Annotated in this window: 23 protein-coding genes, 2 pseudogenes and 1 riboswitch; of the genes and pseudogenes, 12 read left to right on the top strand and 13 right to left on the bottom strand. The window is 69.0% G+C overall.

The window, feature by feature from the left end:
* Window positions 1-157: 157 nt before the first annotated feature.
* Complete coding sequence (locus tag EPN51_RS01940) at window positions 158-1,666, top strand: HNH endonuclease signature motif containing protein (protein WP_293035415.1); 1,509 nt, start codon at window positions 158-160, stop codon at window positions 1,664-1,666.
* A 231-nt stretch (window positions 1,667-1,897) separates the two neighbouring features.
* Window positions 1,898-1,975: pseudogene (locus tag EPN51_RS01935) on the top strand (hypothetical protein); the annotation flags it as partial.
* Between the two features lie 51 nt (window positions 1,976-2,026).
* Here EPN51_RS01935 and EPN51_RS01930 read toward each other — a convergent pair.
* Genes EPN51_RS01930 through thiC form a run of 3 tightly spaced genes read right to left on the bottom strand, consistent with a single transcriptional unit; the run spans window position 2,027 to window position 5,123 of the window.
* Window positions 2,027-2,668 (bottom strand): alpha/beta family hydrolase, encoded by a 642-nt coding sequence (locus EPN51_RS01930; protein ID WP_293035413.1) that lies wholly within the window; start codon window positions 2,666-2,668, stop codon window positions 2,027-2,029.
* Entirely contained in the window at window positions 2,665-3,501 is an 837-nt protein-coding gene (thiD, locus tag EPN51_RS01925; RefSeq protein ID WP_293035411.1) for a bifunctional hydroxymethylpyrimidine kinase/phosphomethylpyrimidine kinase, read from the bottom strand. Before thiD ends, EPN51_RS01930 begins: the two co-directional genes overlap by 4 nt.
* Window positions 3,498-5,123: a phosphomethylpyrimidine synthase ThiC gene (gene thiC, locus EPN51_RS01920; protein ID WP_293035449.1), complete on the bottom strand. Its 1,626-nt coding sequence runs from the start codon at window positions 5,121-5,123 to the stop codon at window positions 3,498-3,500. The genes thiD and thiC overlap by 4 nt, the downstream gene beginning before the upstream one ends.
* A 4-nt stretch (window positions 5,124-5,127) precedes the next feature.
* A riboswitch (TPP riboswitch) is annotated at window positions 5,128-5,238 on the bottom strand.
* A 149-nt stretch (window positions 5,239-5,387) separates the two neighbouring features.
* Here thiC and EPN51_RS01915 point away from each other — a divergent pair.
* A complete protein-coding gene (locus tag EPN51_RS01915) occupies window positions 5,388-6,047 on the top strand; it encodes a PAS and ANTAR domain-containing protein (RefSeq protein WP_293035409.1) in 660 nt (219 codons plus the stop codon).
* Window positions 6,048-6,179: 132 nt separating this feature from the next.
* Here the strand turns inward: EPN51_RS01915 and EPN51_RS01910 are convergent, their stop codons facing one another.
* A complete protein-coding gene (locus EPN51_RS01910; protein WP_293035407.1) occupies window positions 6,180-6,455 on the bottom strand; it encodes a hypothetical protein in 276 nt (91 codons plus the stop codon).
* A 63-nt stretch (window positions 6,456-6,518) separates the two neighbouring features.
* Here EPN51_RS01910 and EPN51_RS28940 point away from each other — a divergent pair.
* Window positions 6,519-6,596 (top strand): annotated as a pseudogene (locus tag EPN51_RS28940) (hypothetical protein); the annotation flags it as partial.
* Here EPN51_RS28940 and EPN51_RS01905 read toward each other — a convergent pair.
* The 5 genes from EPN51_RS01905 to EPN51_RS01885 form a co-directional block, all read right to left on the bottom strand.
* Window positions 6,577-11,022, bottom strand: coding sequence for a cation-translocating P-type ATPase (locus tag EPN51_RS01905; RefSeq protein WP_366509363.1), 4,446 nt, complete (start codon window positions 11,020-11,022; stop codon window positions 6,577-6,579). The pseudogene EPN51_RS28940 and the gene EPN51_RS01905 sit on opposite strands and share 20 nt — an antisense overlap.
* A 21-nt stretch (window positions 11,023-11,043) precedes the next feature.
* Window positions 11,044-11,517: a hypothetical protein gene (locus EPN51_RS01900; RefSeq protein ID WP_293035403.1), complete on the bottom strand. Its 474-nt coding sequence runs from the start codon at window positions 11,515-11,517 to the stop codon at window positions 11,044-11,046.
* 128 nt (window positions 11,518-11,645) lie between these two features.
* Window positions 11,646-12,452 (bottom strand): exodeoxyribonuclease III, encoded by an 807-nt coding sequence (locus EPN51_RS01895; protein ID WP_293035447.1) that lies wholly within the window; start codon window positions 12,450-12,452, stop codon window positions 11,646-11,648.
* Between the two features lie 118 nt (window positions 12,453-12,570).
* Entirely contained in the window at window positions 12,571-13,455 is an 885-nt protein-coding gene (locus tag EPN51_RS01890) for a GNAT family N-acetyltransferase (protein WP_293035401.1), read from the bottom strand.
* Window positions 13,452-14,048 carry a peptide deformylase gene (locus tag EPN51_RS01885; RefSeq protein WP_293035399.1) on the bottom strand — a complete coding sequence of 199 codons (597 nt, stop codon included), beginning with the start codon at window positions 14,046-14,048 and terminating at the stop codon, window positions 13,452-13,454. The genes EPN51_RS01890 and EPN51_RS01885 overlap by 4 nt, the downstream gene beginning before the upstream one ends.
* A gap of 201 nt (window positions 14,049-14,249) precedes the next feature.
* On the opposite strand from EPN51_RS01885, the gene EPN51_RS01880 reads away from it, so the two are divergent.
* The 7 genes from EPN51_RS01880 to EPN51_RS01850 all read left to right on the top strand — a co-directional run bounded on the left by EPN51_RS01880 (window position 14,250) and on the right by EPN51_RS01850 (window position 19,436).
* Entirely contained in the window at window positions 14,250-14,558 is a 309-nt protein-coding gene (locus tag EPN51_RS01880) for a DUF3263 domain-containing protein (protein ID WP_007768412.1), read from the top strand.
* Between the two features lie 19 nt (window positions 14,559-14,577).
* The gene (locus EPN51_RS01875; RefSeq protein WP_293035375.1) at window positions 14,578-15,051 is read left to right on the top strand and encodes a LytR C-terminal domain-containing protein; all 474 of its coding nucleotides are present in this window, start codon (window positions 14,578-14,580) and stop codon (window positions 15,049-15,051) included.
* 77 nt (window positions 15,052-15,128) lie between these two features.
* A complete protein-coding gene (locus tag EPN51_RS01870) occupies window positions 15,129-15,809 on the top strand; it encodes a superoxide dismutase family protein (protein ID WP_293035373.1) in 681 nt (226 codons plus the stop codon).
* Complete coding sequence (locus tag EPN51_RS01865; protein ID WP_293035445.1) at window positions 15,790-16,941, top strand: glutamate--cysteine ligase; 1,152 nt, start codon at window positions 15,790-15,792, stop codon at window positions 16,939-16,941. Before EPN51_RS01870 ends, EPN51_RS01865 begins: the two co-directional genes overlap by 20 nt.
* Window positions 16,938-17,576 (top strand): LON peptidase substrate-binding domain-containing protein, encoded by a 639-nt coding sequence (locus EPN51_RS01860; protein WP_293035443.1) that lies wholly within the window; start codon window positions 16,938-16,940, stop codon window positions 17,574-17,576. The genes EPN51_RS01865 and EPN51_RS01860 overlap by 4 nt, the downstream gene beginning before the upstream one ends.
* A 22-nt stretch (window positions 17,577-17,598) precedes the next feature.
* A complete protein-coding gene (locus EPN51_RS01855) occupies window positions 17,599-18,621 on the top strand; it encodes a TIGR03617 family F420-dependent LLM class oxidoreductase (RefSeq protein WP_293035371.1) in 1,023 nt (340 codons plus the stop codon).
* Complete coding sequence (locus EPN51_RS01850) at window positions 18,618-19,436, top strand: enoyl-CoA hydratase-related protein (protein WP_293035369.1); 819 nt, start codon at window positions 18,618-18,620, stop codon at window positions 19,434-19,436. Before EPN51_RS01855 ends, EPN51_RS01850 begins: the two co-directional genes overlap by 4 nt.
* Here the strand turns inward: EPN51_RS01850 and EPN51_RS01845 are convergent.
* Window positions 19,390-20,259, bottom strand: a complete 870-nt coding sequence (locus tag EPN51_RS01845) for a DUF2867 domain-containing protein (protein ID WP_293035367.1) — start codon at window positions 20,257-20,259, stop codon at window positions 19,390-19,392. The two genes, EPN51_RS01850 and EPN51_RS01845, sit on opposite strands and share 47 nt — an antisense overlap.
* A gap of 21 nt (window positions 20,260-20,280) precedes the next feature.
* Between EPN51_RS01845 and EPN51_RS01840 the strand changes: the two genes are divergently transcribed.
* On the top strand, window positions 20,281-20,874 hold the full coding sequence (locus tag EPN51_RS01840) for a TetR/AcrR family transcriptional regulator (protein ID WP_293035365.1): 594 nt from the start codon (window positions 20,281-20,283) through the stop codon (window positions 20,872-20,874).
* Here the strand turns inward: EPN51_RS01840 and EPN51_RS01835 are convergent.
* Genes EPN51_RS01835 through EPN51_RS01825 form a run of 3 tightly spaced genes read right to left on the bottom strand, consistent with a single transcriptional unit; the run spans window position 20,848 to window position 24,526 of the window.
* On the bottom strand, window positions 20,848-23,016 hold the full coding sequence (locus EPN51_RS01835) for an AAA family ATPase (protein ID WP_293035363.1): 2,169 nt from the start codon (window positions 23,014-23,016) through the stop codon (window positions 20,848-20,850). The genes EPN51_RS01840 and EPN51_RS01835 overlap by 27 nt on opposite strands.
* Window positions 23,013-23,873 (bottom strand): CDP-diacylglycerol--serine O-phosphatidyltransferase, encoded by an 861-nt coding sequence (gene pssA / locus EPN51_RS01830; RefSeq protein WP_293035361.1) that lies wholly within the window; start codon window positions 23,871-23,873, stop codon window positions 23,013-23,015. The genes EPN51_RS01835 and pssA overlap by 4 nt, the downstream gene beginning before the upstream one ends.
* On the bottom strand, window positions 23,870-24,526 hold the full coding sequence (locus EPN51_RS01825) for a phosphatidylserine decarboxylase (protein WP_293035441.1): 657 nt from the start codon (window positions 24,524-24,526) through the stop codon (window positions 23,870-23,872). The genes pssA and EPN51_RS01825 overlap by 4 nt, the downstream gene beginning before the upstream one ends.
* Window positions 24,527-24,632: the final 106 nt, after the last annotated feature.

Genomic DNA, 24,632 nt, shown 5'->3' with positions numbered 1-24,632 from the left:
CGATGGGTTCATTAACAGCCACCACCCGAACCCTGGGGCAGAAGTGTCACCACCAAAACCGCCCAAACTATCACCGATGTCCTGACACAGAACTGTCACCGATGTCTTGGTAGATGACAGTGGCGGATTGTCGGTCCCTTGTGGCATAATCGAACATATGTTCGATGAGGTGCTGCGGAGTGCGGTGATCGCCGAATTTGATGAGCTCATCGAGCGCTGTCATCCGTCGTCGACACCGGTGTCGGTGGAGTTGCTGGAGCGGATCGGGCTGCTGGCGCGGGTGGAGAATCGGGCGGCGGCGGCGCAGTTGGTGGCGGTGGGGGAGTTGTTTTCCCACCGGCTGGCACGCTGTTCGGAAACCGAGGACTGGGCCGTGGATACCGAGGCGGCGGTGGCCGCGGAGGTGGGTGCGCAGTTGCGCATCGGCCAAGGGTTGGCCGCGAGTCGGGTGCGCTACGCGCGGGCGATGCGTGAACGGCTGCCGAAGGTGGGGGCGGTGTTTGCCGCCGGCGATATCGATTATCGGATGTTTCAGACGATCGTGTTCCGCACGGATTTGATCGTTGACCCTGAGGTGATGGCGGCGGTGGATGCGGTGTTGGCGGCCAATGTGAGCCGGTGGCCGTCGTTGAGTCAGGGCCGGCTTGGCGCCCAGGTCGACAAGGTAGTCGCCAAAGCGGATGCCGACGCGGTGCGCCGGCGCCAAGAACGCGCGGCCGGCCGGCAGGTGTGGTTCGCCGACATGGGCGATGGGTTGGCGCATGTGGAGGGCACCGTGGCCAGCCCGGACGCCCACGCCCTGGATCGGCGGCTGGATGCGCTGGCGGCCACGGTGTGCGCGCATGATCCGCGTACCCGTGAGCAGCGCCGCGCTGATGCGTTGGGGGCGTTGGCCACCGACGCCGACCGGTTGGGATGTCGCTGCGGACGTACCGATTGCGCGGCGGGGGGTCGGGCCGCGGGCCCGGTGGTGATTCATGTGATCGCCGAGCAAGCCGTACTGGATGGCCGCGGCGCGACCCAGGGTTGCGAGATCGGTGCCGAGGGGTTGATCCCGCCCGAACTCGTCGCCGAGCTGGCAGCCTCGTCCCGGTTGGTGCCGCTGATCCATCCCGGCGATGGGCCATCGGAGCGCGGGTATGTGCCCTCGAGGGCGTTGGCCGCTTTCGTGCGCTGTCGGGATCTGACCTGTCGCTGGCCCGGCTGTGACCGCCCGGCCGTCGGCTGCGATGTCGACCACACCATCCCGTTTGCCGCCGGCGGGCCCACGCATGCCTCGAATCTCAAATGCTTGTGCCGCACACATCATTTGGTGAAGACGTTCTGGGGCTGGCGTGAACAGCAACTGCCCGATGGCACGCTGATCTGGACCTCCCCGGCCGGGCAAACCTATGTGACCACCCCGGGCAGCGCGCTGCTGTTCCCCAGCTTGTGCCGGGCCACCGGCGCGATCCCGGCCACCGAAGCCGACCCGCCGCCCAACTACTGTGCCGAACGCACCGCGATGATGCCCAAACGCCGCCGCACCCGCGACCAAGACCGCGCCACCCGCATCGCAGGAGAACGCCGCCACAACCGAATGGCGCGCAGTGCCGAAAGGCCTTCGTATACTTGGTATTCCGAAGAGACCCATGCCGTCGGAGATGGGGAGCCACCGCCTTTCTAGCCGCTCCGCACCCCGGCTGTTGTTCGCTGGGTCTCTCGATTTCTCCTGTCGCGGAGAGCCGACGCCTCTAAAACGAATCCGCTGGTGCTGTCGTGTCGCCGGTCGGGATGAGGTTGGCCATGAATAGCCACGCGCTCAGGCCGGCACTCGTCTGGGCGGCGGCGGTGTTCGTGGCCGCCGGCTGCACGACGTTCGTCGACGGGCGGGCGCTGTCGATGCTCAACGCATAACCAATTGCAGCTGACCGCCGGGGATCTCGACGAAGCGGTCGCGGGGCTGCTCACCAACCACCTGGTCGCCAGCCCCGCGGACGCGTGTTACTCGCGCTACCCGGAATGACGAAAAGCCATCCGGATCAACCTAATTCCGCCCGAGCAGCCGCAGCGCGGCATCGACGGCCAACGCCGGTACGTTCAAGGCCTTGGATCGCAGATCGTGTCGGGCGCTGGCGATCTCGACGACGGCCGTCGTTCCGCTGATCAGCGCGGCCGCGGTGCGCAGCTCGTCGGGGGTGCCGAAGGGATCCGACGTTCCGTGCGTGAACACCGTCGGCACCGTGATGTCGGGCAGATGCTCGGTGCGCAGGCGCTCCGGCTTGCCCGGCGGGTGCAGCGGGTAGGAGAACAGCGTCAGCACGTCCACCTTGACGGGAAGGGCCTCGCCGGCGGCGACCACCATCGATGTCTGCCGGCCGCCATACGAATGCCCTCCCGCGATCAGCGGGCCCTCGGCGAGGCCGCGGCACAATGTGATCGCCTCGACGATGCCGGCACGATCGGTGGCGGCCGACCCGGACGGTGGACCGGTGGGCCGGCGCCGGCGATAGGGCAGGTTGTAGCGCACCGCCAGCCAGCCGCGCTGGGCCCATTCGTCGCAGACCTGTTGCAGCAGCGGGGAATCCCGGTTGCCACCGGCGCCATGGGTCAGGACCACCAGCCCTTCTGGTGCGCCGTCGGGCTCGTGCGCGATGCCCGCGATCTGCTCGAGGAGGCGGGCGATCATGACAGCCGAAACAGCGGGGAGACGGGGCCATGGCCATGGCCCAGCGGATAGGAGGCGCGCAGACATTCGGTGACCCACCGCTTCCCGAAACCGACCGCGTCCGGCACGGTGAAGCCGTGCGCGAGCGCGCAAGCCACCGCGCTGGCCAGCGTGTCCCCGCCGCCGTGGTCGTTACCGGTCGCGATTCGCTCCGCATCGAACTCGTGGAAATCGGCGCCATGAAGGGGGCCGTAGAGCAGATCGCAGCTGCGATCCGACGAGCGCAGGTGGCCGCCCTTGACCAGCACCCATTGCGGGCCGAGCGCATGCAGGGCCTTGGCCGCCGCCCGCTGCGACGCTGGGTCGATGACGTCGATGTCCACCAACAGCCGCACCTCGTCGAGGTTCGGCGTCACCAGCGTGGCCAACGGAAACAATTGATTCCGAAGCGAATCCAGGGCCGCCGGCGCCATGAGCGCATCGCCGTGCATGGATGCCGCCACCGGGTCGACGACGAGCGGAACCGTCAACCCGAGCCGGCGCCAGGTGGTCGCCACGGTGTCGATGATGCGCGGCGACGCCAGCATCCCGGTCTTGGCGGCCTGAATCCCGATGTCGCTGACCACCGCCTCGATCTGGCCGGCGACGACATCGTCGGGAACCTCATGAAAGCTCTTGACTCCCAAGGTGTTCTGCACAGTCACCGCGGCCACCGCGACGCACGCGTGCACACCCAGCAGCGCCATGGTGCGCATATCGGCTTCGATGCCCGCGCCGCCCCCGGAGTCCGATCCGGCGATGGACAGCACGCGGCGCGGCGTCGTGCCCGGCGGTGGAACAGGCAGCGACGTCACTGTGCCAGTGGCAGATACACCTGTTTGCCGTGTTCGGCGAACTCGCGAGACTTCTCCGCCATGCCCTCGGCCAGGGCCGCCTCGATCGCTTCCTCGCTGTCCAGGCCGTGTTTGGCGGCGTAGTCGCGGACATCCTGGGTGATGCGCATTGAGCAGAACTTCGGCCCGCACATCGAGCAGAAGTGGGCGGTTTTGGCGGGCTCGGCCGGCAGCGTCTCGTCGTGGTACTCCCGCGCGGTGTCGGGATCCAGCGACAGCGCGAACTGGTCGTGCCAGCGGAACTCGAAGCGCGCCGTCGACAGCGCGTCGTCGCGTTCCTGGGCGTGTGGATGTCCCTTGGCCAGATCGCCCGCGTGCGCGGCGATCTTGTAGGCGATCACACCTTCCTTGACGTCCTTGCGGTCCGGCAGCCCCAGGTGCTCCTTGGGGGTGACGTAGCAGAGCATCGCGGTGCCGGCCTGGGCGATGATGGCCGCGCCGATCGCCGAGGTGATGTGGTCGTAGGCCGGCGCGATGTCAGTGGCCAGCGGGCCCAACGTGTAGAACGGGGCCTCCTCGCACCACTCCTCTTCCAGCCGCACGTTCTCGACGATCTTGTGCATCGGGACGTGGCCCGGGCCCTCGATCATCACCTGCACGCCATGGGATTTCGCGATCTTGGTCAGCTCCCCGAGGGTGCGCAGCTCGGCGAACTGCGCCGCGTCGTTGGCGTCGGCGATCGAGCCCGGACGCAGCCCGTCACCGAGGGAGAAGGTGACGTCGTAGCGGGCGAAGATCTCGCAGAGTTCGTCAAAGTTGGTGTAGAGGAACGACTCCCGGTGATGTGCCAGGCACCAGGCCGCCATGATCGAGCCGCCGCGCGACACGATGCCGGTGACCCGCTTGGCGGTCAGCGGCACGTAGCGCAACAGCACGCCGGCGTGCACGGTCATGTAGTCCACGCCCTGCTCGCACTGCTCGATCACGGTGTCGCGGTAGATCTCCCAGGTCAGTTCGCTCGGATCGCCGTTGACCTTTTCCATCGCCTGGTAGATCGGCACGGTGCCGACCGGCACCGGCGAGTTGCGCATGATCCACTCGCGGGTTTCGTGAATGTTCTTGCCGGTGGACAGGTCCATGATGGTGTCGGCGCCCCACCGGGTGGCCCACACCATCTTGTCGACCTCCTCGGCGATCGACGACGTCACCGCCGAGTTGCCGATGTTCGCGTTGACCTTGGTCGCAAACGCCTTGCCGATGATCATCGGCTCGATCTCGGGGTGGTTGTGGTTGGCCGGGATCACCGCGCGGCCGCGGGCGACCTCGTCGCGCACCAGCTCGGCGGGCATGCCCTCGCGGGCGGCGATGAACGCCATCTCCGCGGTGATCTCACCGGCGCGGGCGCGTTGCAGCTGAGTGCCGCGGTCGCGAACCACGCCCGGCCGCGCCGCCAGCCCGGCCGTCAGGTCGATCGTAGTGTCGGGATCGGTGTAGGGCCCCGAGGTGTCGTAGAGATCGAAGTGATCGCCGTTGGACAGGTCCACCCGGCGGAACGGAACCCGCCCGCCGGCGACATCGCGATAGATCTTGTGGCTGCCCGCAATCGGCCCGGTGGTCACGGACGGTGCAGCGGTTCCCGACAAGGTTTCGGTCATTTATTCATCTCCCTACGCCGGCATTACCCGGTCAGGTTCGTACGGTCGACGGCCCCGAGCCGTCCTCTCAGCGCACTTGGCATGCGCTCCCGCGTTTGATGGATGGGTCCGCACGCGACGTTACCCCCACCCTGGGCCATATCGCGACGGCCCTTTCTTCCGGGGCAGTAGCCGAGGACGTTCCCCGAGTGGAAAAATGCAAACGTGCAACAGCGCGGGCGAGTAGCGGGGTCATCGACCGATGGGGACGGCATGTGTTCCCCGGGGCCGATCGAGACGCCGGCCGAATACCTGAACATCGGCACCTTCCGCTTCTGGTTCGTGGGTGAACGCTGGGAATGGTCCGACGAGGTGGCCAGGATGCACGGCTACGAACCGGGCGACGTGGAGCCCACGACTCAACTGTTGTTGTCGCACAAGCATCCCGACGACCGCGCGCATGTCCAGGAATTGCTCGACCACGCCCTGCAGTCGGAAGGGTCGTTCTCGAGCCGGCACCGATTCATCGACACCGCGGGCGCCGTGCACGACGCGATCGTCGTCGCCGACCGCATGCTGGACGAGTCGGGCGCCGTGCTGGGCACCGAGGGCTATTACATCGACCTCACCAACACGCTCGATGAAACCCGGCAGGAGGTGCTCGACGAGGCGCTACCGGACCTGTTCGAGAGCCGCGCGGACATCGAACAGGCCAAGGGCGTGCTGATGTCCATCTACCGGGTCAGCGCCGAGCAGGCCTTCCGCGTGCTGCGGTGGCGCTCGCAAGAGACCAATGTGAAACTGCGTGCGCTGGCCAAGCAGCTGCTCACCGAGGTGGCCACGCTGCCGTCACCGACGGTCGCTGTGCAGAGCCAGTTCGACCATGTGCTGCTGACCGTGCACGAGAGGATTTCGCCCGAGCCCGCCGGGTAACCTGCGATCCGGTTGCCGCGTCATCGGCGCGCGATGGGGGTGCCGGCAACATCGGCACCGGTGATGCCGGCCGGCGCCGCCGAATCGCCGGGCACTGCCGCGGCGGCGGAGTCGGGGTCCAAGTCCAGCCCCCTACGCCTCCTCCATCGCCTCGCCGAGTTCCTCGAGCAGCTTGTTGTGGTGACTGCTTGCCAGCAGGTGTCCGGCGGCGATGACCACGGCCACCGGCCAGTCGATGAGTTCGAGCGCGGCCAGGGCCGCCAGCCCGCCGAAGTAGGCGAGCTGCTCTGGCCGGGGAATCTCCACCTGACCGATCGCCGGCAGATTCACCACGAAGGTTTCGCCCTCGCGGATCTTGTCCACCGCATCGCGCTGGGAAGTGCCGCGCCGCGACTTCTTTTCCGCCATCATTTGCCTTTCGGTAACGAAGGGTTTCCCGCCTCGCTGGGTCATGCGTACAACGTCGGACCTATGTCGACGATGACCGGCACCGGGGGCGATCCGCTAGTTTCGTCGATTGCTTTGGTGCTCAGGGTGCCGTTACTGGAACTCTATGCGTTGTTGTGGCGCGTCGGGGTTGTCGAGATTCGGAACTCCGAGCGGGAGGCTCATCGTGCTCCGACGGCGGCTCGGGGTCTGATTTGTCCGGACCCGTCAGCGCACGTGACAGAACACCGGTCGCGACCGTCGCCGCCGCCGCGGCACCCAGACCCTGAGTCCAGCCGAACGGACCGAGCGGCGTACAGCCAAGCAGTTGGCTGACGCCCGGTGTGCTGATCAGGACGCCCACCAGGCCGAGTGAACCCAGGGCGGTGAGCAGCACCAGCGGGGCCTGAGACTCCACCAGCGTCTGGCCCAGTTCGGTTCCCACCAGCGCGACGAGAGCGACGGTCGAGGCGCGTCGCGGACTCAGCGGACCGGTGAGACTCGCCAGCGCCCACGCCGCCGTCGTCGCCGCCGCCGTGGTGACGCCGCGGATGGCGACCGCCTGCCACAACGCGGCCTGATCCGCGCCGCGCAGCCGCGGGTCGATCGGGCCGCTGGGCTTGCTCACGGCGAGCGCCGCGGCCGGGAGCGCGTCGGTCATCGTGTTCACCAGCAGTAGCTGGCGCGTGTTCAGGGGCGAGGTGCCGGTGATGGCGCTGCCGATGATCGCGAAGATCACCTCGCCGGCATTGCCGCCGAGCAGCACCGACACCGCCGCCTGGACACGGCGCCACAGCTGGTGTCCTTCCCGGATGGCCTCCATGAGCGCGTCGATGCGACCGTCGACCAGGACCACGTCGGCCACCAGATGGGCCGGATCGCTGCCATGCGCCACCACGCCGATACCGACCGTGGCGGACCGGATGGCGGCGGCGTCGTTGGCCCCGTCGCCGACCATCGCGGTCCGCACCCCCGCGTTCTCGAGCGTCTGGACCACCTGGACCTTGTTCTCCGGCGTCATGCGGGCGAAGATCACCCGCTCCGCCACGACGCGCTCCTGGTCCTTGCGCGACAGGGCCTCCCATTCGGCACCGCTGATGACCTGATCGGCGGTCACGTTCAGGCCGAGCTCCGCGGCGATGGCTTTGGCGGTGATGGGATGGTCACCGGTGATCAGCTTCACGCCGATCCCGAGGCCGCCCAGATCCGCGAGCAAGCCCGCGGCTTCGGCGCGCGGGGTGTCGGACAAACCGAGGAATCCGGTCAACGTCAACCCGCTGGTGCAGTACTCGGCGATGTCATCAGGGTGTTCCGCTATCGCCCGAGCCTGTTGCGGGGTCAGCCGGCGCCGCGCCACCGCGATGACGCGCAACCCGCCGGCGGCGAGTTCGGCGACCGTGCCGTCGATCGGCCCGGTGTCGTTGCATGCGGCCAAGACCACTTCGGGTGCGCCTTTGACGGTCAGCTCGGCGCCATTCACCGAGGCGGAGTACGACCTGCCGGAGCGGAACGGCAGGTGAGCGGCGGGTGGGGTGGAGTCCGAGCCGCCGACGGATGCCGCGGCCGCACCGGCCTCGACGATGGCGACATCGGTGGCGTGCACCTGGGTGCCGGTCGTCACCGGCGCGGCGCGCACGGCGCAGCGCAGCACCTCCTCGCGTGAGTATCCGGACGCGGGATGGACCTGCGAGACGCGCAGGCGGTTCTCGCTCAGCGTCCCGGTCTTGTCGAAGCACACCATCTCGATACGGCCGAGCGCCTCCACCGAGCGCGGAACCCGAACCAGCGCACCGAATTTCGTCAGCCGTCGCGCCGACGACGCCTGCGCCAGCGTTGCCACCAGCGGCATTCCCTCGGGAACGGCGGCGACCGCGATGGCGATGGCGCTGGACACCGCGTGCTGCAGTGGGAGGCGGCGCAACAGCCCGAGCGCCCCGACCAGCGCACCGCCGGTGATGCTCACCGGAAGTGCCTTCGTGGTGAGCTGGCCGAGCTGGTGCTGCAGACCGATGTCGGAGGACAGCTCGCCCGAGATGAGGTCGGCGGCGCGACGCTGCTGGGTGTCGGGCCCGACCGCGGTCACCAGCGCCACCGCGGTGCCGGCCACCACAGTGGTCCCGGCGAACACCATGCAGCGACGCTCGGCGAGCGGTGCCCCCGGCGTCGACTCGACCTGCTTCTCCACCGACAGCGATTCGCCGGTGAGCGCCGACTCGTCGACCTCGACGTCGACCTCTTCGATGACACGGGCGTCGGCGGGCACCACCTCGTGGGTGCGCACCTCGATGACGTCGCCCGGCCGCAGTCGCTGGGCGTCGACGAGGGTGTACGTGCGTGCGCCGTCCGGGCCGGTGACGACCTTTCGGGCGGGCGGAACATGTTGACCCAGCAGATAACTCAACCGCTTCTCGGCGCGCAGCCGCTGCGCAGCGGCCAGGATCGAGTTTCCGGTCAGCACCGTGCCGACCAGCATCGCATCGACGGGCGACCCGAGCGCCGCGCTGGCCGCCGAGCCGAGGGCCATCACCGGGGTCAGCGGGTCGGACAATTCGGCCCGCACCGCCTTGACGAGCTGCCAGACCGCCTGTGCGGGTGTCTGTGCCAACCGCACGGCCGAAGGGGTGTCTCGCCCCGCCGGGGCGGGCGCCGCGGAATCTAGCGCGGGCAACGCTTTACGGACCTGCTCGACCGACATCGCATGCCATTCGTGTGTGGCGGCCGGGCGCGGGGTGTCCGCGCCCAGGACCCCGCGCGCGAGCAGATACCCCGAGAGCAGACCGGCCGCCGCGCCGACGTTGACCGTTTCGGATCCGAGGTTGCCCCGAACGCCGGGGATCATGAACAGCGACCCCATCGCGGTGGCGCCGGCCGAGATCTCGATGCCGCGCTGGGTCGCGGCGTTGGCCGCGGGCAGCGCGTGCAGCACCCGCCAGACCGCCGCGAGGTCCGGCACCAGCAGATCGGCGTTCCACAGCGGTGCACCGCCGCCGCGCGCAGGCATCACGCCCAGGGCCAGGTTCGCCGACGAAATAGCTTGTGCGCCAGACGATGACAACACGGCTACCGTTCGGCCGGCCTCCTGCAGGTCGGCCACCGCGGCGGCGAGTGCGTCGTCGATGGATTCATCTGTCCCGCTCTTGCGCGGCCGGACGTCGTCGAACGCCGGTCGCAACTCGTCGAGTGACTCGTCGTCGACCGAGACCAGTTGCGCCCCGGCGCGATTCGCCTCGCCGACAACGGCCGAAGCCAGCGGATCGTGTGCGGGCAGGAACAGCGCTTCGGCTGCTGTGTTCGGCCGGCTGGCCGATATCCCGGGCACCGTGCGCCAGCCGGGGCGCAGGCCGCTGTTCTCCAACATGAGCTGGGCGCGACTCCACGCCGCGGGCAGCTCGGGATCGTCCGCGCCGCGGATGCGCGCCACCCGCAAGGTGTCGGTGCACAAAACGCGGGGGTCGATGACGATCGCGTCGACCGTGTTCAGCCGGCGCAGGCTGGCCGGCCGCAACGGCAACACCGAGTGCCGCTCGGCCAGACCCCGGCCCAGCGTCGCGGCGAACGCCTCCGGGGTGGTCCGGTTGGCCTTGGGGGTGGTCACCTGCACCGCGGTGGCGGCCATGGTCGGTTTGCGGGTGCGGGCGCCGATCGCGCCGGCGCTGAGCGCCTGAAGGAGTGCGAAACGGCCGGGGACCCGCTCCATGCCGCTGGACGGCGGCGGCGACCGGTGGGCGGTGGGCCGTTGGTCGGCGTGCCGCGCCAGCTCGGGTTCATGCTGTTCCCACGCTCGTGCCTCGGCGCGGCACTCGGCGATTTTCAGCGACTGCATCGTCAGCCCCAACGACAACGACGTCGGCGACTGGGACAGCGTTTGGCTGGTCGCCTGAACCAGCGTCATCACGGTGTCGGTGGCGGGGCCGCCGATCCGGTCTTCGAGCCGGCGGCGCAGCCAGGGCTGATAGTCGAAGAACGTGATGCTCGCGGCGATGGTGACCGGCAGCCGGGGCAACCGTGTCGCGCGGCCGAAGAGCGCTATGCCCAACCCGGCCGCATTGGCGGCCACGGTCACGGCCCTGGTCGCCAACAGAAGGCCGTCGCCCGGCAGGCTCGCCGACGCTGTCACCGGAAGGTCGGTGTCTTGTGTTGATGCACAACGGTTTTCGGATTCCTCGACGACGAGGCAGAGGTCGCTCAGCGAGGTGCCCGCGTCGTCCAGGTCCACCACCACCCGCGACAGGGGATAGTTCAGCTTTGCTGAAGTGACACCGGGATGGGCCAGGATCGCCTCGAGCACGGCCGGACCGAGGCGGCCGTCGAGCGCGCCGGTAAGGCCACGCACCTCGATCCAGGCGCGGCCGTTGCCGCGCCAGCAATGCCGACGCAGCGTCGCGCGGGAAAGTTCGCCAGACAGCACCTTGGCTCCCTGGCGCAACGGGATCGTCGCGATTTCGATACCGGTTTCGATGCCGGCCCGCGCCAGCTCGGTTGTCGCCTCTAGACCCGCAAAAATCATCCGCGACGGCAACGACCGTCGCATAGACGTTGTGATACTCAAGAGTTCAGTAAGGGTTCCGTGTCAGTTGGTGCTGCGCAGCGCCGCGCCGCCGGCGCGCCGGCCGGTGGCCTTTTTGGCCGGTTTACTGGCGGCCGGCCGTTTGGCGGCGGCCTTTTGCGGCGGCGATTTGCGCGTCGGTGGCGCAGGTTCTGGCTTGGTTGGCACCGTCGTGAGCTTTGCCCTGGCCGGCGGGGGCGACTGCTTCTGTTGCTGCGTGAGCCGCTGTAACACCAATGCCCCGCCGCCGACGGCCAGCAGCACCGGCCACTCGATCAGGCCGGCGACACCGAGCGCACCCAAGCCCACCGCGGCGGCCGTCGTCGATTTGCTGCCCTTGCTGATGCCCTGCTGAATGCCCTCCGCGGCACCCTTGATGCCGCCGACGACACCGTTCACCGCCGCGCCACCGACCGCGCCGGCGGTGGAGGTGGTGAGCGATGCCGCACGATTCAGTGTTCGGCCGACACTACGAACCGCTCCGTCGACGACACCCATGATGACTCCCTGGCCCTTATTCGCACTCACTGCAATTCGCGTTCACTATGTTCATGTATACCGTTGATCGCACAGTTGAGGGGATCTCCGGAATTGCGCTGCAGGTTAGCCTACGCCGGGTCGCAGGGTCAGTCGATGCGTAAATCGATGAGAACGGGCGCGTGATCGCTGGCACCCTTTCCCTTACGTTCCTCGCGGACGATCTGCGCGTCGGTCACGCGGTCGGCCAACGCCGGTGAGCCCAGGATGAAATCGATGCGCATGCCCTGTCTCTTCGGGAACCGCAGCTGGGTGTAGTCCCAGTAGGTGTAGACGCCGGGGCCCGGCGCGAAAGGGCGTACCACGTCGGTGAATTGGGTCTCGACGATGGCGTTGAACGCGCGGCGCTCCGGTGCGGAGACATGCGTGGCGCCGGTGAAGAACTCCATGCTCCACACGTCGTCGTCTTGCGGAGCGATATTCCAGTCGCCGGCCAGCGCGATCGCGGCCGCGGGATCGTCGCGTAACCAGCCGGCCGCCGAATCACGCAGGGCCGCAAGCCAATCGAGTTTATAGGTGTAGTGCGGATCGCCCAGGGACCGGCCGTTGGGAACGTAGAGGCTCCACAACCGCACGCCGCCGCAGGTGGCGGCCAGGGCGCGAGCTTCCGCGGTGGCGGCGACATCCGCCTTGCCACTCCAGGTCGGCTGGCCGTCGAATCCGATCTGCACATCGTCGAGGCCGACGCGCGACGCGATCGCCACCCCGTTCCACTGATTGAAACCGGCATGGGCGACCTCGTAGCCGAGCTCGAAAAACGGCAGCGTCGGGAACTGGCTATCGGAACACTTGGTCTCCTGCATCGCCAGCACGTCGACATCGGCGCGGGCCAGCCAGTCGACGACGCGGGGCAGGCGGGAGCGGATCGAATTCACGTTCCAGGTGGCAAGCCGCAGCGGTGATCGCAAGGGCGGCGCAGCTGGGCGCAGCGGGTCGCCGCCATCGACCGGGCCGTCGCCATCGACCGGGCCGTCGCCTTCAACCGTGCCATCGGGCATGAGATCAGACGGTATCTCAGGTGCCTCGTTGGACCGGGAAGTAGCGGCGGTGGTGATGCAGCCGGAAGTCCAGCCACCCGGTGTTGGCCGCGGTGTCGGGGACAGCCACGTAGCCGCGCGTCGCGCCGCGACCGGCGCCCCACGCCAGCAGGGCTTCGCACAGGGTGGTGATGGCTTGATCGTCGGTGCCGCGGATCGCGGATAACCCCACCCAGCGGGTGCCGTCGGGCGCCGCGGTCACCGCGGCGCGTGCGGCCGCGGCACCCGGGTGGGCGCCGAACATGAGCTCGCCGTCGCTGACCGCGGTGAGCACGTCGGTGTCGATATCGCGGCCGAATATCTGCAGCCAGGCGTCGTGCGGGCGCTCCGACAGGGTGACGGACGGGTCGGGTTCGCGCGCTGCCATATCGGACACGTCACGCACCAGGACGCTTTCGGCATGTTCACCCGTCGAGCCGGTCTGCACCGACAACAAGCGGTCGGGTATGGCTAGTCGCGGCGTCAGGCCGCGGTGCTCGTACCAGTCCACGATCGCGGGAATCGTGCTAAGACGAGCCGAGATATCCAGTGGCACAGCAGAATTGGGGGGAAGCCCGGTCCCGTGGCCGGCCCGCAGCAGCCAGCCCTCCAGCCAGGCGTGTTCGACGCCGGGCCAGGCCGTGGCCGCCGCATGCTCGAGCGCCCGGATATCCGAGGTGCGTACCGGTGCGAAGGTCAGCACCCGCACCACGACGACGTCGGCGGGCGAACATTCGACGACCGCACCGGTTTTCGTCTCCAGTCGCACCACCGGCTCGACCGCCAGCAGGTGTCCCACCGCGTCGGTCAGCGGCGGTACCGATCCGTCCGGTCGCCGGTAGCGCACCATGACCCGCGTTCCCAGGGCCGGCCAGACGATCATGAGTGACCGAAGGGGTCGGGTCCCTCGCCGGGCATCCAGGAGAGGCCGGGAACACCCCAGTTGTTGGCTTTGACGGCCCGTTTCGCGCCGCGGGCATGCCGCCCGATGAGGCGATCCAGATACAGGAAGCCGTCCAGGTGCCCGGTCTCGTGTTGCAGCATCCGCGCGAACAGGTCGTTGCCCTCGATGGTGACCGGTTTGCCGTCGGCGTCGAGCCCGGTGACCCGCGCCCAGTTGGCCCGGCCGGTGGGGAACGATTCGCCGGGAACCGACAGGCAACCCTCGTCGTCGTGATCCGGGTCGGGCATGGTCTCGGGTATCTCGGAGGTTTCCAGGACCGGATTGACGACGACGCCGCGCCGGCGCTCGGTGCTCCCGCGGTCGTCGGCGCAGTCGTAGACGAAGACCCGCAACCCGACCCCGATCTGGTTGGCCGCCAGGCCGACCCCGTGCGCGGCGTCCATGGTGTCGTACAGGTCGGCGATCAACTCGGGCAGATCCGCGGGCAGCGAACCGTCGGCAGCGACCGGCACCGGTTTCGTCGGGGTGTGCAGGACGGGATCTCCCACGATGCGGATCGCAACGACTGCCATGGTCGGCTAAGCTACCGCACGCCCGTGGGCTGCTCAGCCGGCGATCCGGCGGTGGGCAATTAGGTCAATCGGCCGACTCGCGGGTCTGGATGACGGCTTGAGGGTTTGGGGCGTGTTTCAATATTCGCCGAAACACGCCCTTAGCTAAGTCAAGTCATTCGAGCAGTTCGGAATTCGCCGAAAGGGTCCAGGGGAAGCGATATGGACAGCGCCATGGCGCGGGCAAATCGATCGGGGGACGATTCTGAGATCGCAGATGGACTTACCCGCCGCGAGCACGACATCCTGGCCTTCGAACGCCAGTGGTGGAAGTTCGCCGGTGTGAAGGAAGATGCCATCAAAGAGTTGTTCTCGATGTCGGCGACGCGCTACTACCAGGTGCTCAACGCGCTCGTTGACCGTCCTGAGGCGCTGGCGGCCGACCCGATGCTGGTGAAACGGCTGCGACGGCTGCGCGCCAGCAGGCAGAAGGCACGCGCGGCGCGGCGGCTCGGCTTCGAGGTGACCTGACTCGTTACAGTAGGGCTCGATGAAAGAACGAGTTCCCGACTCCACCGGGCTGCCCCTGCGGGCCATGGTGATGGTGCTGCTGTTCCTCGGCGTCATTTTTCTGCTGCTCGGTTGGCAGGCCCTGGGTTCTTCCGGGAGCTCTGACGACGATTCGGCATCGCCGGTACCGAGCGCGAGCGCCACCGCGTCGGCCGCGTCGACGAGCAACAAGCCGGCGGCCGCCCAGGCCGAGGTGCAGGTGTACAACATCTCCTCGAAAGAGGGTGTCGCCGCGCGCACCAAAGACCAGCTGACGTCCGCCGGCTTCAAGGTCACCAAGGTCGACAACATGGCCGTGCCCGACGTGTCGGCCACCACGGTGTACTACACCGATGCCGACGACGAGCGCGCCACCGCCGACGCCGTGGGCAAGAACCTGGGTGCGCCCGTGGAACCGCGGATTCCCGCGCTGAGCTCAGAGCCGCCGGGTGTCATCGTCCTCGTCGCGGGCTGACTAAGCGCCGGGTTTGATCGCCCGGCTCCTCAGCGAGCCGTTCCGGCTCGCATTGTCACCGGGCTAGGCTGCTGGCTATGCCTAAACTGCCTCCTTTGGTTCTGGCCGGTTGCGTCGCACTGCTGGGCGCCTGCTCGGCGCCCGAGCACGTTTCGTCGGTCCCGGGCACCACGCCCGCGGTCTGGACCGGGTTGCCTTCGCCGTCGGGCGCCAAAGGCGCGGAGGCGGGGCCCGCGGAGGTGCCGAGCATCACCGCGCACCTGAAGGCGCCGGACGGCGCCCAGGTCGCGATCGCGAAATTCGAATTCAACAACGGCTATGCCACCGTGACCATCGAGACGACCGCCAACGGTGTGCTGACGCCCGGCTTTCACGGGGTGCACATCCACAAGGTGGGCAAGTGTGAGCCCAACTCGGTCGCCCCGACCGGCGGCGCGCCGGGGGATTTCCTGTCCGCGGGCGGCCACTTCCGGGTGCCCGGGCACGTCGGCGGGCCCGCCAGCGGTGACCTCACCTCCCTGCAGGTGCGCAAGGACGGCTCCGGGACGTTGGTGACCACCACGGATGCATTCGCGATGGAAGATCTGCTCACCGGGGAGAAGACCGCGATCATCATTCACGCCGGCGCGGACAACTTCGCCAACATCCCGCCGGAGCGCTACAGCCAGACCAACGGAACACCGGGCCCCGACGAGACGACGATGAGTACCGGTGACGCCGGCAAGCGGGTGGCATGCGGTGTCATCGGTGCCGGCTAGAAGCGCCTTCAAAAGAGGTGAAGCGCACATCGATTTCGCCCGTTCGCCACGGCCGACCATCGGGGTGGAATGGGAGTTCGCGCTCGTAGACGCCCAGACCCGCGACCTGAGCAACGAAGCCACCGCGGTGATCGCCGAGATCGGTGAAAACCCGCGTGTGCACAAGGAATTGCTGCGCAACACCGTCGAAGTGGTCACCGGCATCTGCCATTCCGCGGGCGAGGCGATCGAGGATCTGCGCCAGACCCTGGGACCCGCGCGCCGCATCGTGCGGGATCGGGGTATGGAGCTGTTCTGCGCCGGCGCACATCCGTTCGCGCAGTGGACCACTCAGAAGCTCACCGACGCCCCGCGCTATGCCGAACTGATCAAGCGCACCCAGTGGTGGGGACGGCAGATGCTGATCTGGGGCGTGCACGTGCACGTCGGGATTTCGTCGCCGAACAAGGTGATGCCGATCATGACGTCGCTGCTGAACTATTATCCGCACCTGCTGGCGCTGTCGGCGTCCTCACCGTGGTGGACCGGTGTGGACACCGGGTACGCCAGCAACCGGGCGATGATGTTTCAGCAGCTGCCCACCGCCGGGCTGCCGTTCCAGTTCCAGACCTGGTCGGAGTTCGAGGGGTTCGTCTACGACCAGAAGAAGACCGGCATCATCGACCATGTCAACGAAGTCCGTTGGGACATCAGGCCTTCACCGCACCTGGGCACGCTCGAGATGCGGGTCTGCGACGGCGTGTCCAACCTGCGGGAGCTGGGCGCGCTGGTCGCGTTGACGCATTGCCTGGTGGTCGATTTGGATCGCAGGCTGGAAGCCGACGAGTCGTTGCCCAGCATGCCGCCGTGGCACAACCAGGAGAACAAGTGGCGCGCGGCCCGCTATGGCCTGGACGCGGTGATCATCTTGGACGCCGACAGCAACGAGCGTTTGGTCACCGAGGATCTCGATGACGTGCTGGCCCGGCTGGAGCCGGTCGCGAAGAAGTTGAATTGCGTCGACGAGCTGGCCGCGGTGGCCGAGATACCCAGGCGGGGCGCGTCATACCAGCGTCAGCGCCGGGTGGCCGAGGAACACGACGGCGACCTGCGCGCGGTCGTCGACGCGCTGGTGTCCGAGCTGGAAATCTGATGGAACCCCTTGAGCTGGCGATGTTTCCGCTCGAGTCGGCGCTGTTGCCGGACCAGGAGCTGCCGTTGCGGATCTTCGAGCCCCGCTACGGCGCGCTGGTGCGGCACTGCCTGGACACCGGCGACCCGTTCGGGGTGGTGCTGATCTCGCGCGGACGGGAGGTGGGCGGTGGTGATTCGCGTTGCGATGTCGGCGTGATGTCGCGGATCGTCGAATGCGACGACCAGGGCGCAGGCCGGTACGCGCTGCACTGCCAAACCGGGGAACGGATCCGGGTGCGCGAATGGCTGCCCGACAATCCCTATCCGCGGGCGCGTGTCGCGCCGTGGCCCGACGAGCCGGGGGACGAGGTCTCGCCGGCCCAGCTCGTCGACGTCGAAGACCGCGCGGTGGCTCTGTTCGAGCGGATCGCCGAGGCCGGCGGGATCACGCTGCCGGGCCGCGAGGTGCTGCTGGGCCCGTACCCGGACGGCCCGATCGGGCACCGCCTGTTCGCGTTGGCCTCTCGCATCCCGATCGGCACGGCCGACCGCTACACGGTGCTGGCGGCGCCGACGGCCGCCGAGCGCCTGGTGGCGCTGCGCGAAGCCGTGGACGCGGTCGCCGAGGTGGTCGAGTTTCAGCTCTCCGAATAGTATTGTGCGACAGGAGCTTACGATGAAGGTTCACCTTCAGGTGGACGGTTCACCGGTGGGGGCGGCGGCAAGCGCCGCCGACATCGCCGCGACGGGTGCGGATGGTCTGTTCACGTTCGAGGGCCAGCACGATGTGTTCTTCCCGCTGCTCGTCGCCGCCGGTGCGACCGGCCTGGACCTGATGACGAACGTGGCGATCGCCCCGCCGCGCAGCCCGTTACATCTCGCGCACTCCGCCTACGATCTGCAGCTGTACAGCGGTGGGCGGTTCCGGCTCGGGCTCGGCTCACAGATCAAGGTTCACATCGAAAAGCGTTATGGCAGTAGGTGGGACAGGCCTGCCGCTCGGATGGCCGAGGCCATCGTGGCGATCAAGGCCATCTTCGCGGCGTGGGAGGGCCAGGGCCGCTTGGACTTTCGCGGCGACTTCTACACGCACACCGTGATGGCCCCCAACTTCAACCCCGGGCCCAACCCGTTCGGGCCGCCGCCGGTGCTCCTGGGCGCGCTGGGGCCGGTGATGACCCGCACCGCCGCCGAAGTCGCCGACGGACTTTTGGTGATGCCCTTCAACAGCGCCCGCCACTTCGCCGAACGCACCGTGCCCGCGATCGGTGAGGGGCTGCGCCGCTCGGGGCGGGCATCCGGTGAGTTCACCATCATCGCCCAGGCCATGGTCGCCGTCGGCCGCGACGAGGCGGAGCTGGCGGCCGCGGTCGACGGGGTGGCATCCCTCATCGCGTTTTACGGCTCGACACCTGCCTACCTGCCCGTGCTGCAGGTCGAGGGCTGGGCCGACGTCCAGCCCGAGCTCAACGCGCTGTCCAAGCAGGGCCGCTTCGCCGAGATGCGCCTGCTGATCAGCGACGAGATGGTGGACAGGATCGGGATCGTGGGGACGCCCGAGCAGTGCGCGCAGCAGATCGCCGCCCGGTTCGGCGAGCACGCCGACGAGGTGTGCTGTTACTTCCCCGGTTACACGCCGGGCGGCGCCGAGGTCGCCGACCTGATCGGCGCCCTGCACCGGGCGCAGGCCGTGCCATGAGCGAGCACTTGACGGTCGACATCGACTCGGGCGTGGCGGTACTCACGCTCAATCGGCCCGAGCATCTCAACGCCTACACCGCCGAGATGGGCACCCTGCTGAGCCGGGCATACCGGGAGTGCGACGAGGACGACGACGTGCGGGCCATCGTGGTGACCGGAGCCGGACGCGCCTTTTGCGCCGGCGCGGACTTCTCCGGCGGTGCAAGCCCATTCGAGGCGCCCGCCGATGACGGCACGTTCTCGGCGTCACCGATCACCCCGGCCGCTTTTGAATTGCGTAAACCGGTGATCGCCGCGGTCAACGGCCACGCCATCGGAATCGGCCTGACCATCGCGTTGCAGGCGGACATCCGCATCGTCGCCGAGGACGCCAAATACGGTGTGGTGCAGGTTCGCCGGGGTGTGATCCCCGACTGCATGTCGCACTGGACGCTGACCCAGCTGACCACCCTGGGGGTGGCCGCCGACATCCTGCTCACCGGGCGGACGTTCGGCGGGGCCGAGGCCGTGACGCTCGGTATCGCCAATCGGGCCATGCCCGCCGAGCGGGTGCGCGACCACGCGCTGACCGTGGCCCGCGACATTGCGGTCAACGTGGCGCCGATGTCGGCGGCGCTGTGTAAACGCCTGCTGTGGGAGGCCGCGATCAATCACTACACGCCGCGGCAGGTCGCCGCGCTGGAGACCCGGTTGCACGAGCGGGTGATGGGCAGCGCCGACGCCGGCGAGGGCGTCGCCGCGTTCCTCGATCGCCGGCCGCCGAACTTCACCGCGCGGCTATCCCACGATTGGGCGCCGCTTCCCGAGCCCTGAGCGCGGTGGTCTCGAGCCCGACGCGGGCGCTGCGTTCCATCAGCCGCGGGGCCACGATCCGATGCAGCGGGCCGACCAGCGCCCAGACCGCCCGGGCGGCGAGCTGCTGGCGGTAGTGCAGGCGGGTGGTGAGCACGGCGCGCCGACCGTCCTGGCGTCGCAGCGTCAGCTCACCGCGCAGGAGCGGCCCGCACGTCGCCAGCACCAGCTCGTCGGGATCCGAACGAACGATCGGCCAGCCGATGAGGTGATCCGGAGAGCGGGCCGGACCCAGGCGCAATCTCAGCACGTGACGGTGGATCCACAAGACGAGCTTTCCGCGGGTGCCCGGTTTGTCGCCCAGCCCGTCGCGAAACGTCTGCTCGGCAGTGCGCGCGTCGCCGGCGGCGATGGTGACCTCGAAGCTGTCCGCGTAGTCGGCGGCGGCCTCGCCGGTCTGCCGGCGCTCGGCAAGGACCGACGCCGCAACGTGTTTCAGCGTGCGTCGCACGACGACGCGGTGCGCGCCGGTGCCGATGACGAGCGCCCGGTAGGCCTTCCCGTGCAGACCCGGGAAGGCCGCCCAGGTGGCCGCACGCAGCCGGGTGCGGGCGGTGCCGTCGAGCTCGTCCAGCTCGAACACCCACCGATAGACCGCGAACCAGTGGCGGCCCTTCAGCGCGAACCGCGCCGGCGCGCGGGCTTCGTCCAGGACGAACCCGATCGGCACGGCCGACGGGTCGTGCGGGTCGCGGCACATCACTCTCAGCAGCGCCGACCACGTGTCTGCGCGGTTCGCGTCGATGGTTATGGCATCCTCATCGATATAGGATAAACATTCCATATAGAAGGACTGTACTAGATCATGGCACCTCCGCGGAAGCACGAAACCGATGTGATCCTCGACGCCGCCCGGGCGCTGGTGCTCGACGGCGGCCCGCGCGCGGCCAGCGTGGCCGCTATCGCGAAAACCAGTGGCGCGCCGGCGGGCACGCTGTATCACCGGTTCGGCAACCGCGACGGCATCCTGACGGCGGCGTGGCTGCGCGCGCTCGAGCGCTTCCAGGCGCGCGCGCTGGCCGCCGACGGGGAGACCCCGGCGGACACCGCCGCGGCGATGGCCGTGGCGGCCGTCGGCTTCGCGCGCGCCCTGCCCGAGGATGCCCGGCTGCTGTTGACGATCCGGCCGGACGACCTGCTCGACGAGCCCGACGCGGCCTTCCGGCAGACCCTCGCCGCGATGAACGCGCCGCTGACCGAGCGGATCGCGGCGTTGGCGCGGCAGCTGTACGGGAACGCCAGGCCGCGAAGTGTCGACGCCGTCGCGCGGGCGGTCGCCGACCTGCCCTACGCCGTGGTACGGCGCCACGCCCACGACGACCCGATGCCGTCCTGGCTCGAAAAGGACGTCGCGGCCGCTTCTTTGGCGGTACTACAGAGCTTTGCCGAACGCTCGTAGCGACTCGACCTGAGCGGGATCCAAAGAGGGGCGCACGGTTTCGCGTGCCGTCGCGAGGTCACCGGCCGTCACGTCGGTGGCATCGATGGATCGGCGCATGGCGGTCAGCGCGGCCTCCCGCAGCAACGCCACGCAATCGGCGGCGCTGTAGCCGTCGAGCCCGGCCGCCACCTCGTCGAGATCGACGTCGGCGCTCAGCGGAACCGATTTGCCTGCGGTGCGCAGGATTTCGCGGCGGGCCGCGGCATCGGGAGGTTCGACGAAGACCAGCCGCTCCAGCCGGCCCGGGCGCAACAGGGCGGGGTCGATGAGGTCCGGTCGGTTGGTGGCGCCCAGGACGACGACGTCACGCAGCGGATCGACGCCGTCGAGCTCGGTCAGCAGCGCAGCCACCACCCGATCGGTGACGCCGGAGTCGAAGCTCTGCCCGCGCCGGGGTGCCAGCGCGTCCACCTCGTCGAGGAAGACCAGCGAGGGCGCCGAATCCCGAGCACGCCGAAACAGTTCCCGCACAGCCTTTTCCGAACTGCCCACCCACTTGTCCATCAGCTCGGAGCCCTTGACGGCGTGCACGGACAGCTGGCCGGTGCTGGCCAGCGCGCGCACGACGAACGTCTTGCCGCACCCGGGTGGCCCGTACAGCAGCACCCCGCGCGGCGGGTCGACGCCCAGCCGGGCGAAGGTGTCGGGATGCTGCAGCGGCCACAACACGGCCTCGGTCAGGGCCTGCCTGGCCTCGGCCATGTCGCCGACGTCATCGAGCGTGATGTCACCGACGCTCACTTCCTCGGTCGCCGAGCGGGACAGCGGCCTGATCACGGTCAGCGCACCGATCAGGTCCTGCTGATTCAGCGTGGGGGGCCGTCCGTCGGTGCTGGCCCGCGACGCAGCCCGCAACGCCGCCTCACGCACCAGGGCGGCCAGGTCGGCGACAACGAAACCCGGTGTGCGTGAGGAGATCTCGCCGAGTACAAGCTCGCCGGTAGGGACGTTTTTGAGCAGCGACTCCAACAGCGCCTTGCGGGTGGCGGCGTCGGGAAGCGGCAGGCCCAGCTCGCGATCACACAGATCGGGGGCCCGCAGCCGGGCATCGAGCTGGTCGGGTCGCGCGGAGGTGGCGATCAACGCGACGCCCTCGCCGGCCACCGCGTTACGCAGCTCACCCAGGATCAACGAGGCCACCGGCTCGGCGGTGACCGGCAGCAGGGCGTCGACGTCGGTGATCAGCAGCACGCCACCGCCGTCGCGCACCGCCTGCACCGCCGAAGCCACCGCCTTGAGCCGGTCTTCGGCGCCCAGCGCACCGACCTCGGGGCCGTCCAGCGTGACCAGCCTACGGTCACCGCACACCGCGCGCACCAGGGTCACCTTGCCCACGCCGGGCGGGCCCGACACCAGCACGCCGAGGTTGGCGCCGGCTCCGAGGGTCTTGAGCAGGTGCGGTTCGTCGAGCGCGAGCTTGAGCCATTCGACGAGCTTGGCGGCCTGCGGCTGGGTGCCCTTGAGTTCCTCGACGACCATCTCCGGCCGGGCGACTTCGACCGAGATCGGCGACGACGTCGCGGCGCCGGACCCAACGCCGGTGCCCCAGGTGACCAGCGAGTTGGGCTGCACGCTGACCGGCCCCTCGGGGTCGGTGCCGGTGACGGTCAGCAGCTCCGAGGTCCAGCTGATGCCCACCGCCGTGGCCAGCGCGCGGGTGGCGGTCGAGGTCGACGTGCCCGGTCCCAGGTCGCGGGGCAGCAGCGACACGGCGTCGCCCACCATGACCACCTTGCCGAGTAGGGCCTGTCGCAGCGTGACCGGCGGCACCGACTGGGTGGCCAGCGTCGAGCCGGACAGCGTCACCGACCGCGCACCGTAGACGGTGACCGCGCCGACCACGACCGCGGTCCCCTCCCGCAGCCCCGCGTTGGACAGCGTCACGTCGTCGAGCAGCACGGTGCCGACCGGCGTGTCCGGGCCGGCCAGTCCCGCGACCGCCGCAGTGGTCCGCGATCCTATCAGCGACACCGCGTCCCACTCCCGAATCCCCAGTGCGGCAACGGCACTCGGATGCAACCGGATGACACCGCGACGGGAGTCGACGGCCGAGGTGTTCAGCCGAGCCGTCAACGTGAGCTGACGGGCGGAGCGCGTCACGGCAAGCGCCTGCCCGGCTTGCGCAGGCCCAGCCGCGCGACCGACCGGCGGTTGGGCTGCGCCCGGCGGATCGCGCGGCGCGTGGCGCGACGCTGCTTGGGTTCGTCATCCCACGCCTCGGGGTGGGCGGCCAGCCAGCGTGAGTTGCGGATGGCGAACGGCACGTGACACAGGTAGGCGATGATGATCACCCAGATCAAGACGTAGGGCGCCAGCACCGCCGCCGCCGCGCAGATCGCCAAGATCGCCAGCAGCGGGGCGGCCCAACTCGGCGGCACGGCGACCGCGTGCATCTTGCGCATCGGGATCTTGCTGACCATCAAAATCGAGGTCCCGGTGATCCAGATGCACAGGAACAGCGGCGACGTCCACCAGCCGTCACCGAACTGCAGCTTGAGCCCGATCAGACCGATCATCGAGATCGCGCCGGCGGGCGCGGGCATGCCGACGAAGAACTCGTGCGTGTAGGACGGCTGGCTCCCGTCGTCCTGTAGCGCGTTGAATCGCGCCAGCCGCAACACCACACAGACCGCGTAGAGCAGGATCACCACCCAGCCGGCCGGCGACGTCGGCAGCAGCGTCACGTAGACCACGATCGCCGGGGTAACGCCGAAGTTCACCGCGTCGGCCAGCGAGTCGATCTCTTCGCCCATCCGCGACTGGGCGTCCAGGATGCGCGCCACCCGACCGTCGAGTCCGTCCAGGATGGCCGCCGCCGCGATCAGCGCCATCGCGGCCTTGGGCTGGTGCTCGAGGGCGAACCGGATCGCGGTCAATCCCGCGCACACGGAGAGCACCGTCATCGCGCTCGGCAGGATCTGCAGGTTGACCGCCCGTCCGCGCGGCTTGCTGATCACGGCAGCTCGGCCAACACGGTCTCGCCGGCGATCGCGCGCTGGCCGAGTGTCACCAGCGGTTCGGAGCCCGGCGGCAGGTAGGTATCGAGCCTGGAGCCGAACCGGATCAGGCCGTAGGTGTCACCGATCGACAACGTGTCCCCGACGTGTGCGTCGCAGATGATGCGCCGGGCCAGCAGCCCGGCGACCTGCACCGCGACCACGTCCGCCCCGCTCGCGGTGCGGATGTGCAGGCTGGTGCGTTCGTTTTCGGTGCTGGCGGCGGCCAGGTCGGCCGAGCCGAAGCGACCCGGCCGGTGTTGCACGGCGACCACCTCGCCGCTGACCGGTGCGCGCTGCACATGGGCGTCCAGCAGCGAAAGAAAGATGCTGATTCGCGGCAGCGCCGCGTCGCCCATGCTCAATTCGGCGGGCGGCGTGGCGAAGTCGATCACGCAGATCTCACCGTCGGCGGGGGCGACGATGGCGCCGGGACGGGTGGGCGGCACCCGTGGGGGGTGACGGAAGAACCCCGCGCAGGCGCCCGCGACCAGCAGGCCCGCCCGTCGCACCCATCGGTGATGGCGGCCGGCCAGGGCCAGCGCCAGCCCGGCACCGATGAACGGCCGCCCGGCCGGGTGCACCGGTGGAATGGCCGAACGCACCAACTCCAGCGCATGTCGGGGGCTGAAGGCCGGGTCCGGGACCGCAGGGTCTTCCCGAGAAAAAGGGGTGCGGGGGCGTCGTGCCACGCGGCCATCTTACGGAGCCCGCGGTTGA

Origin of the sequence: Mycobacterium sp., from assembly GCF_004298145.1 — a bacterium.
Taxonomy (GTDB): domain Bacteria; phylum Actinomycetota; class Actinomycetes; order Mycobacteriales; family Mycobacteriaceae; genus Mycobacterium.
Note: the sequence above shows the minus strand (reverse complement) of the source record. Positions and strands in the feature narration are given on the sequence as shown.

Bases quoted from the DNA above. Each gene is read 5' to 3' on its own strand.
- EPN51_RS01930 (WP_293035413.1), bottom strand. From the start codon at position 2,668: ATGATCGCCCGCCTCCTCGAGCAGATCGCGGGCATCGCGCACGAGCCC.
- EPN51_RS01840 (WP_293035365.1), top strand. From the start codon at position 20,281: ATGGCACCTCCGCGGAAGCACGAAACCGATGTGATCCTCGACGCCGCC.
- EPN51_RS01875 (WP_293035375.1), top strand. From the start codon at position 14,578: ATGAAAGAACGAGTTCCCGACTCCACCGGGCTGCCCCTGCGGGCCATG.
- EPN51_RS01845 (WP_293035367.1), bottom strand. From the start codon at position 20,259: ATGGAATGTTTATCCTATATCGATGAGGATGCCATAACCATCGACGCG.
- EPN51_RS01880 (WP_007768412.1), top strand. From the start codon at position 14,250: ATGGACAGCGCCATGGCGCGGGCAAATCGATCGGGGGACGATTCTGAG.
- EPN51_RS01940 (WP_293035415.1), top strand. From the start codon at position 158: ATGTTCGATGAGGTGCTGCGGAGTGCGGTGATCGCCGAATTTGATGAG.
- EPN51_RS01885 (WP_293035399.1), bottom strand. From the start codon at position 14,048: ATGGCAGTCGTTGCGATCCGCATCGTGGGAGATCCCGTCCTGCACACC.
- EPN51_RS01855 (WP_293035371.1), top strand. From the start codon at position 17,599: ATGAAGGTTCACCTTCAGGTGGACGGTTCACCGGTGGGGGCGGCGGCA.
- EPN51_RS01915 (WP_293035409.1), top strand. From the start codon at position 5,388: ATGTGTTCCCCGGGGCCGATCGAGACGCCGGCCGAATACCTGAACATC.
- EPN51_RS01870 (WP_293035373.1), top strand. From the start codon at position 15,129: ATGCCTAAACTGCCTCCTTTGGTTCTGGCCGGTTGCGTCGCACTGCTG.
- EPN51_RS01910 (WP_293035407.1), bottom strand. From the start codon at position 6,455: ATGGCGGAAAAGAAGTCGCGGCGCGGCACTTCCCAGCGCGATGCGGTG.
- EPN51_RS01850 (WP_293035369.1), top strand. From the start codon at position 18,618: ATGAGCGAGCACTTGACGGTCGACATCGACTCGGGCGTGGCGGTACTC.
- EPN51_RS01900 (WP_293035403.1), bottom strand. From the start codon at position 11,517: ATGGGTGTCGTCGACGGAGCGGTTCGTAGTGTCGGCCGAACACTGAAT.
- EPN51_RS01890 (WP_293035401.1), bottom strand. From the start codon at position 13,455: ATGATCGTCTGGCCGGCCCTGGGAACGCGGGTCATGGTGCGCTACCGG.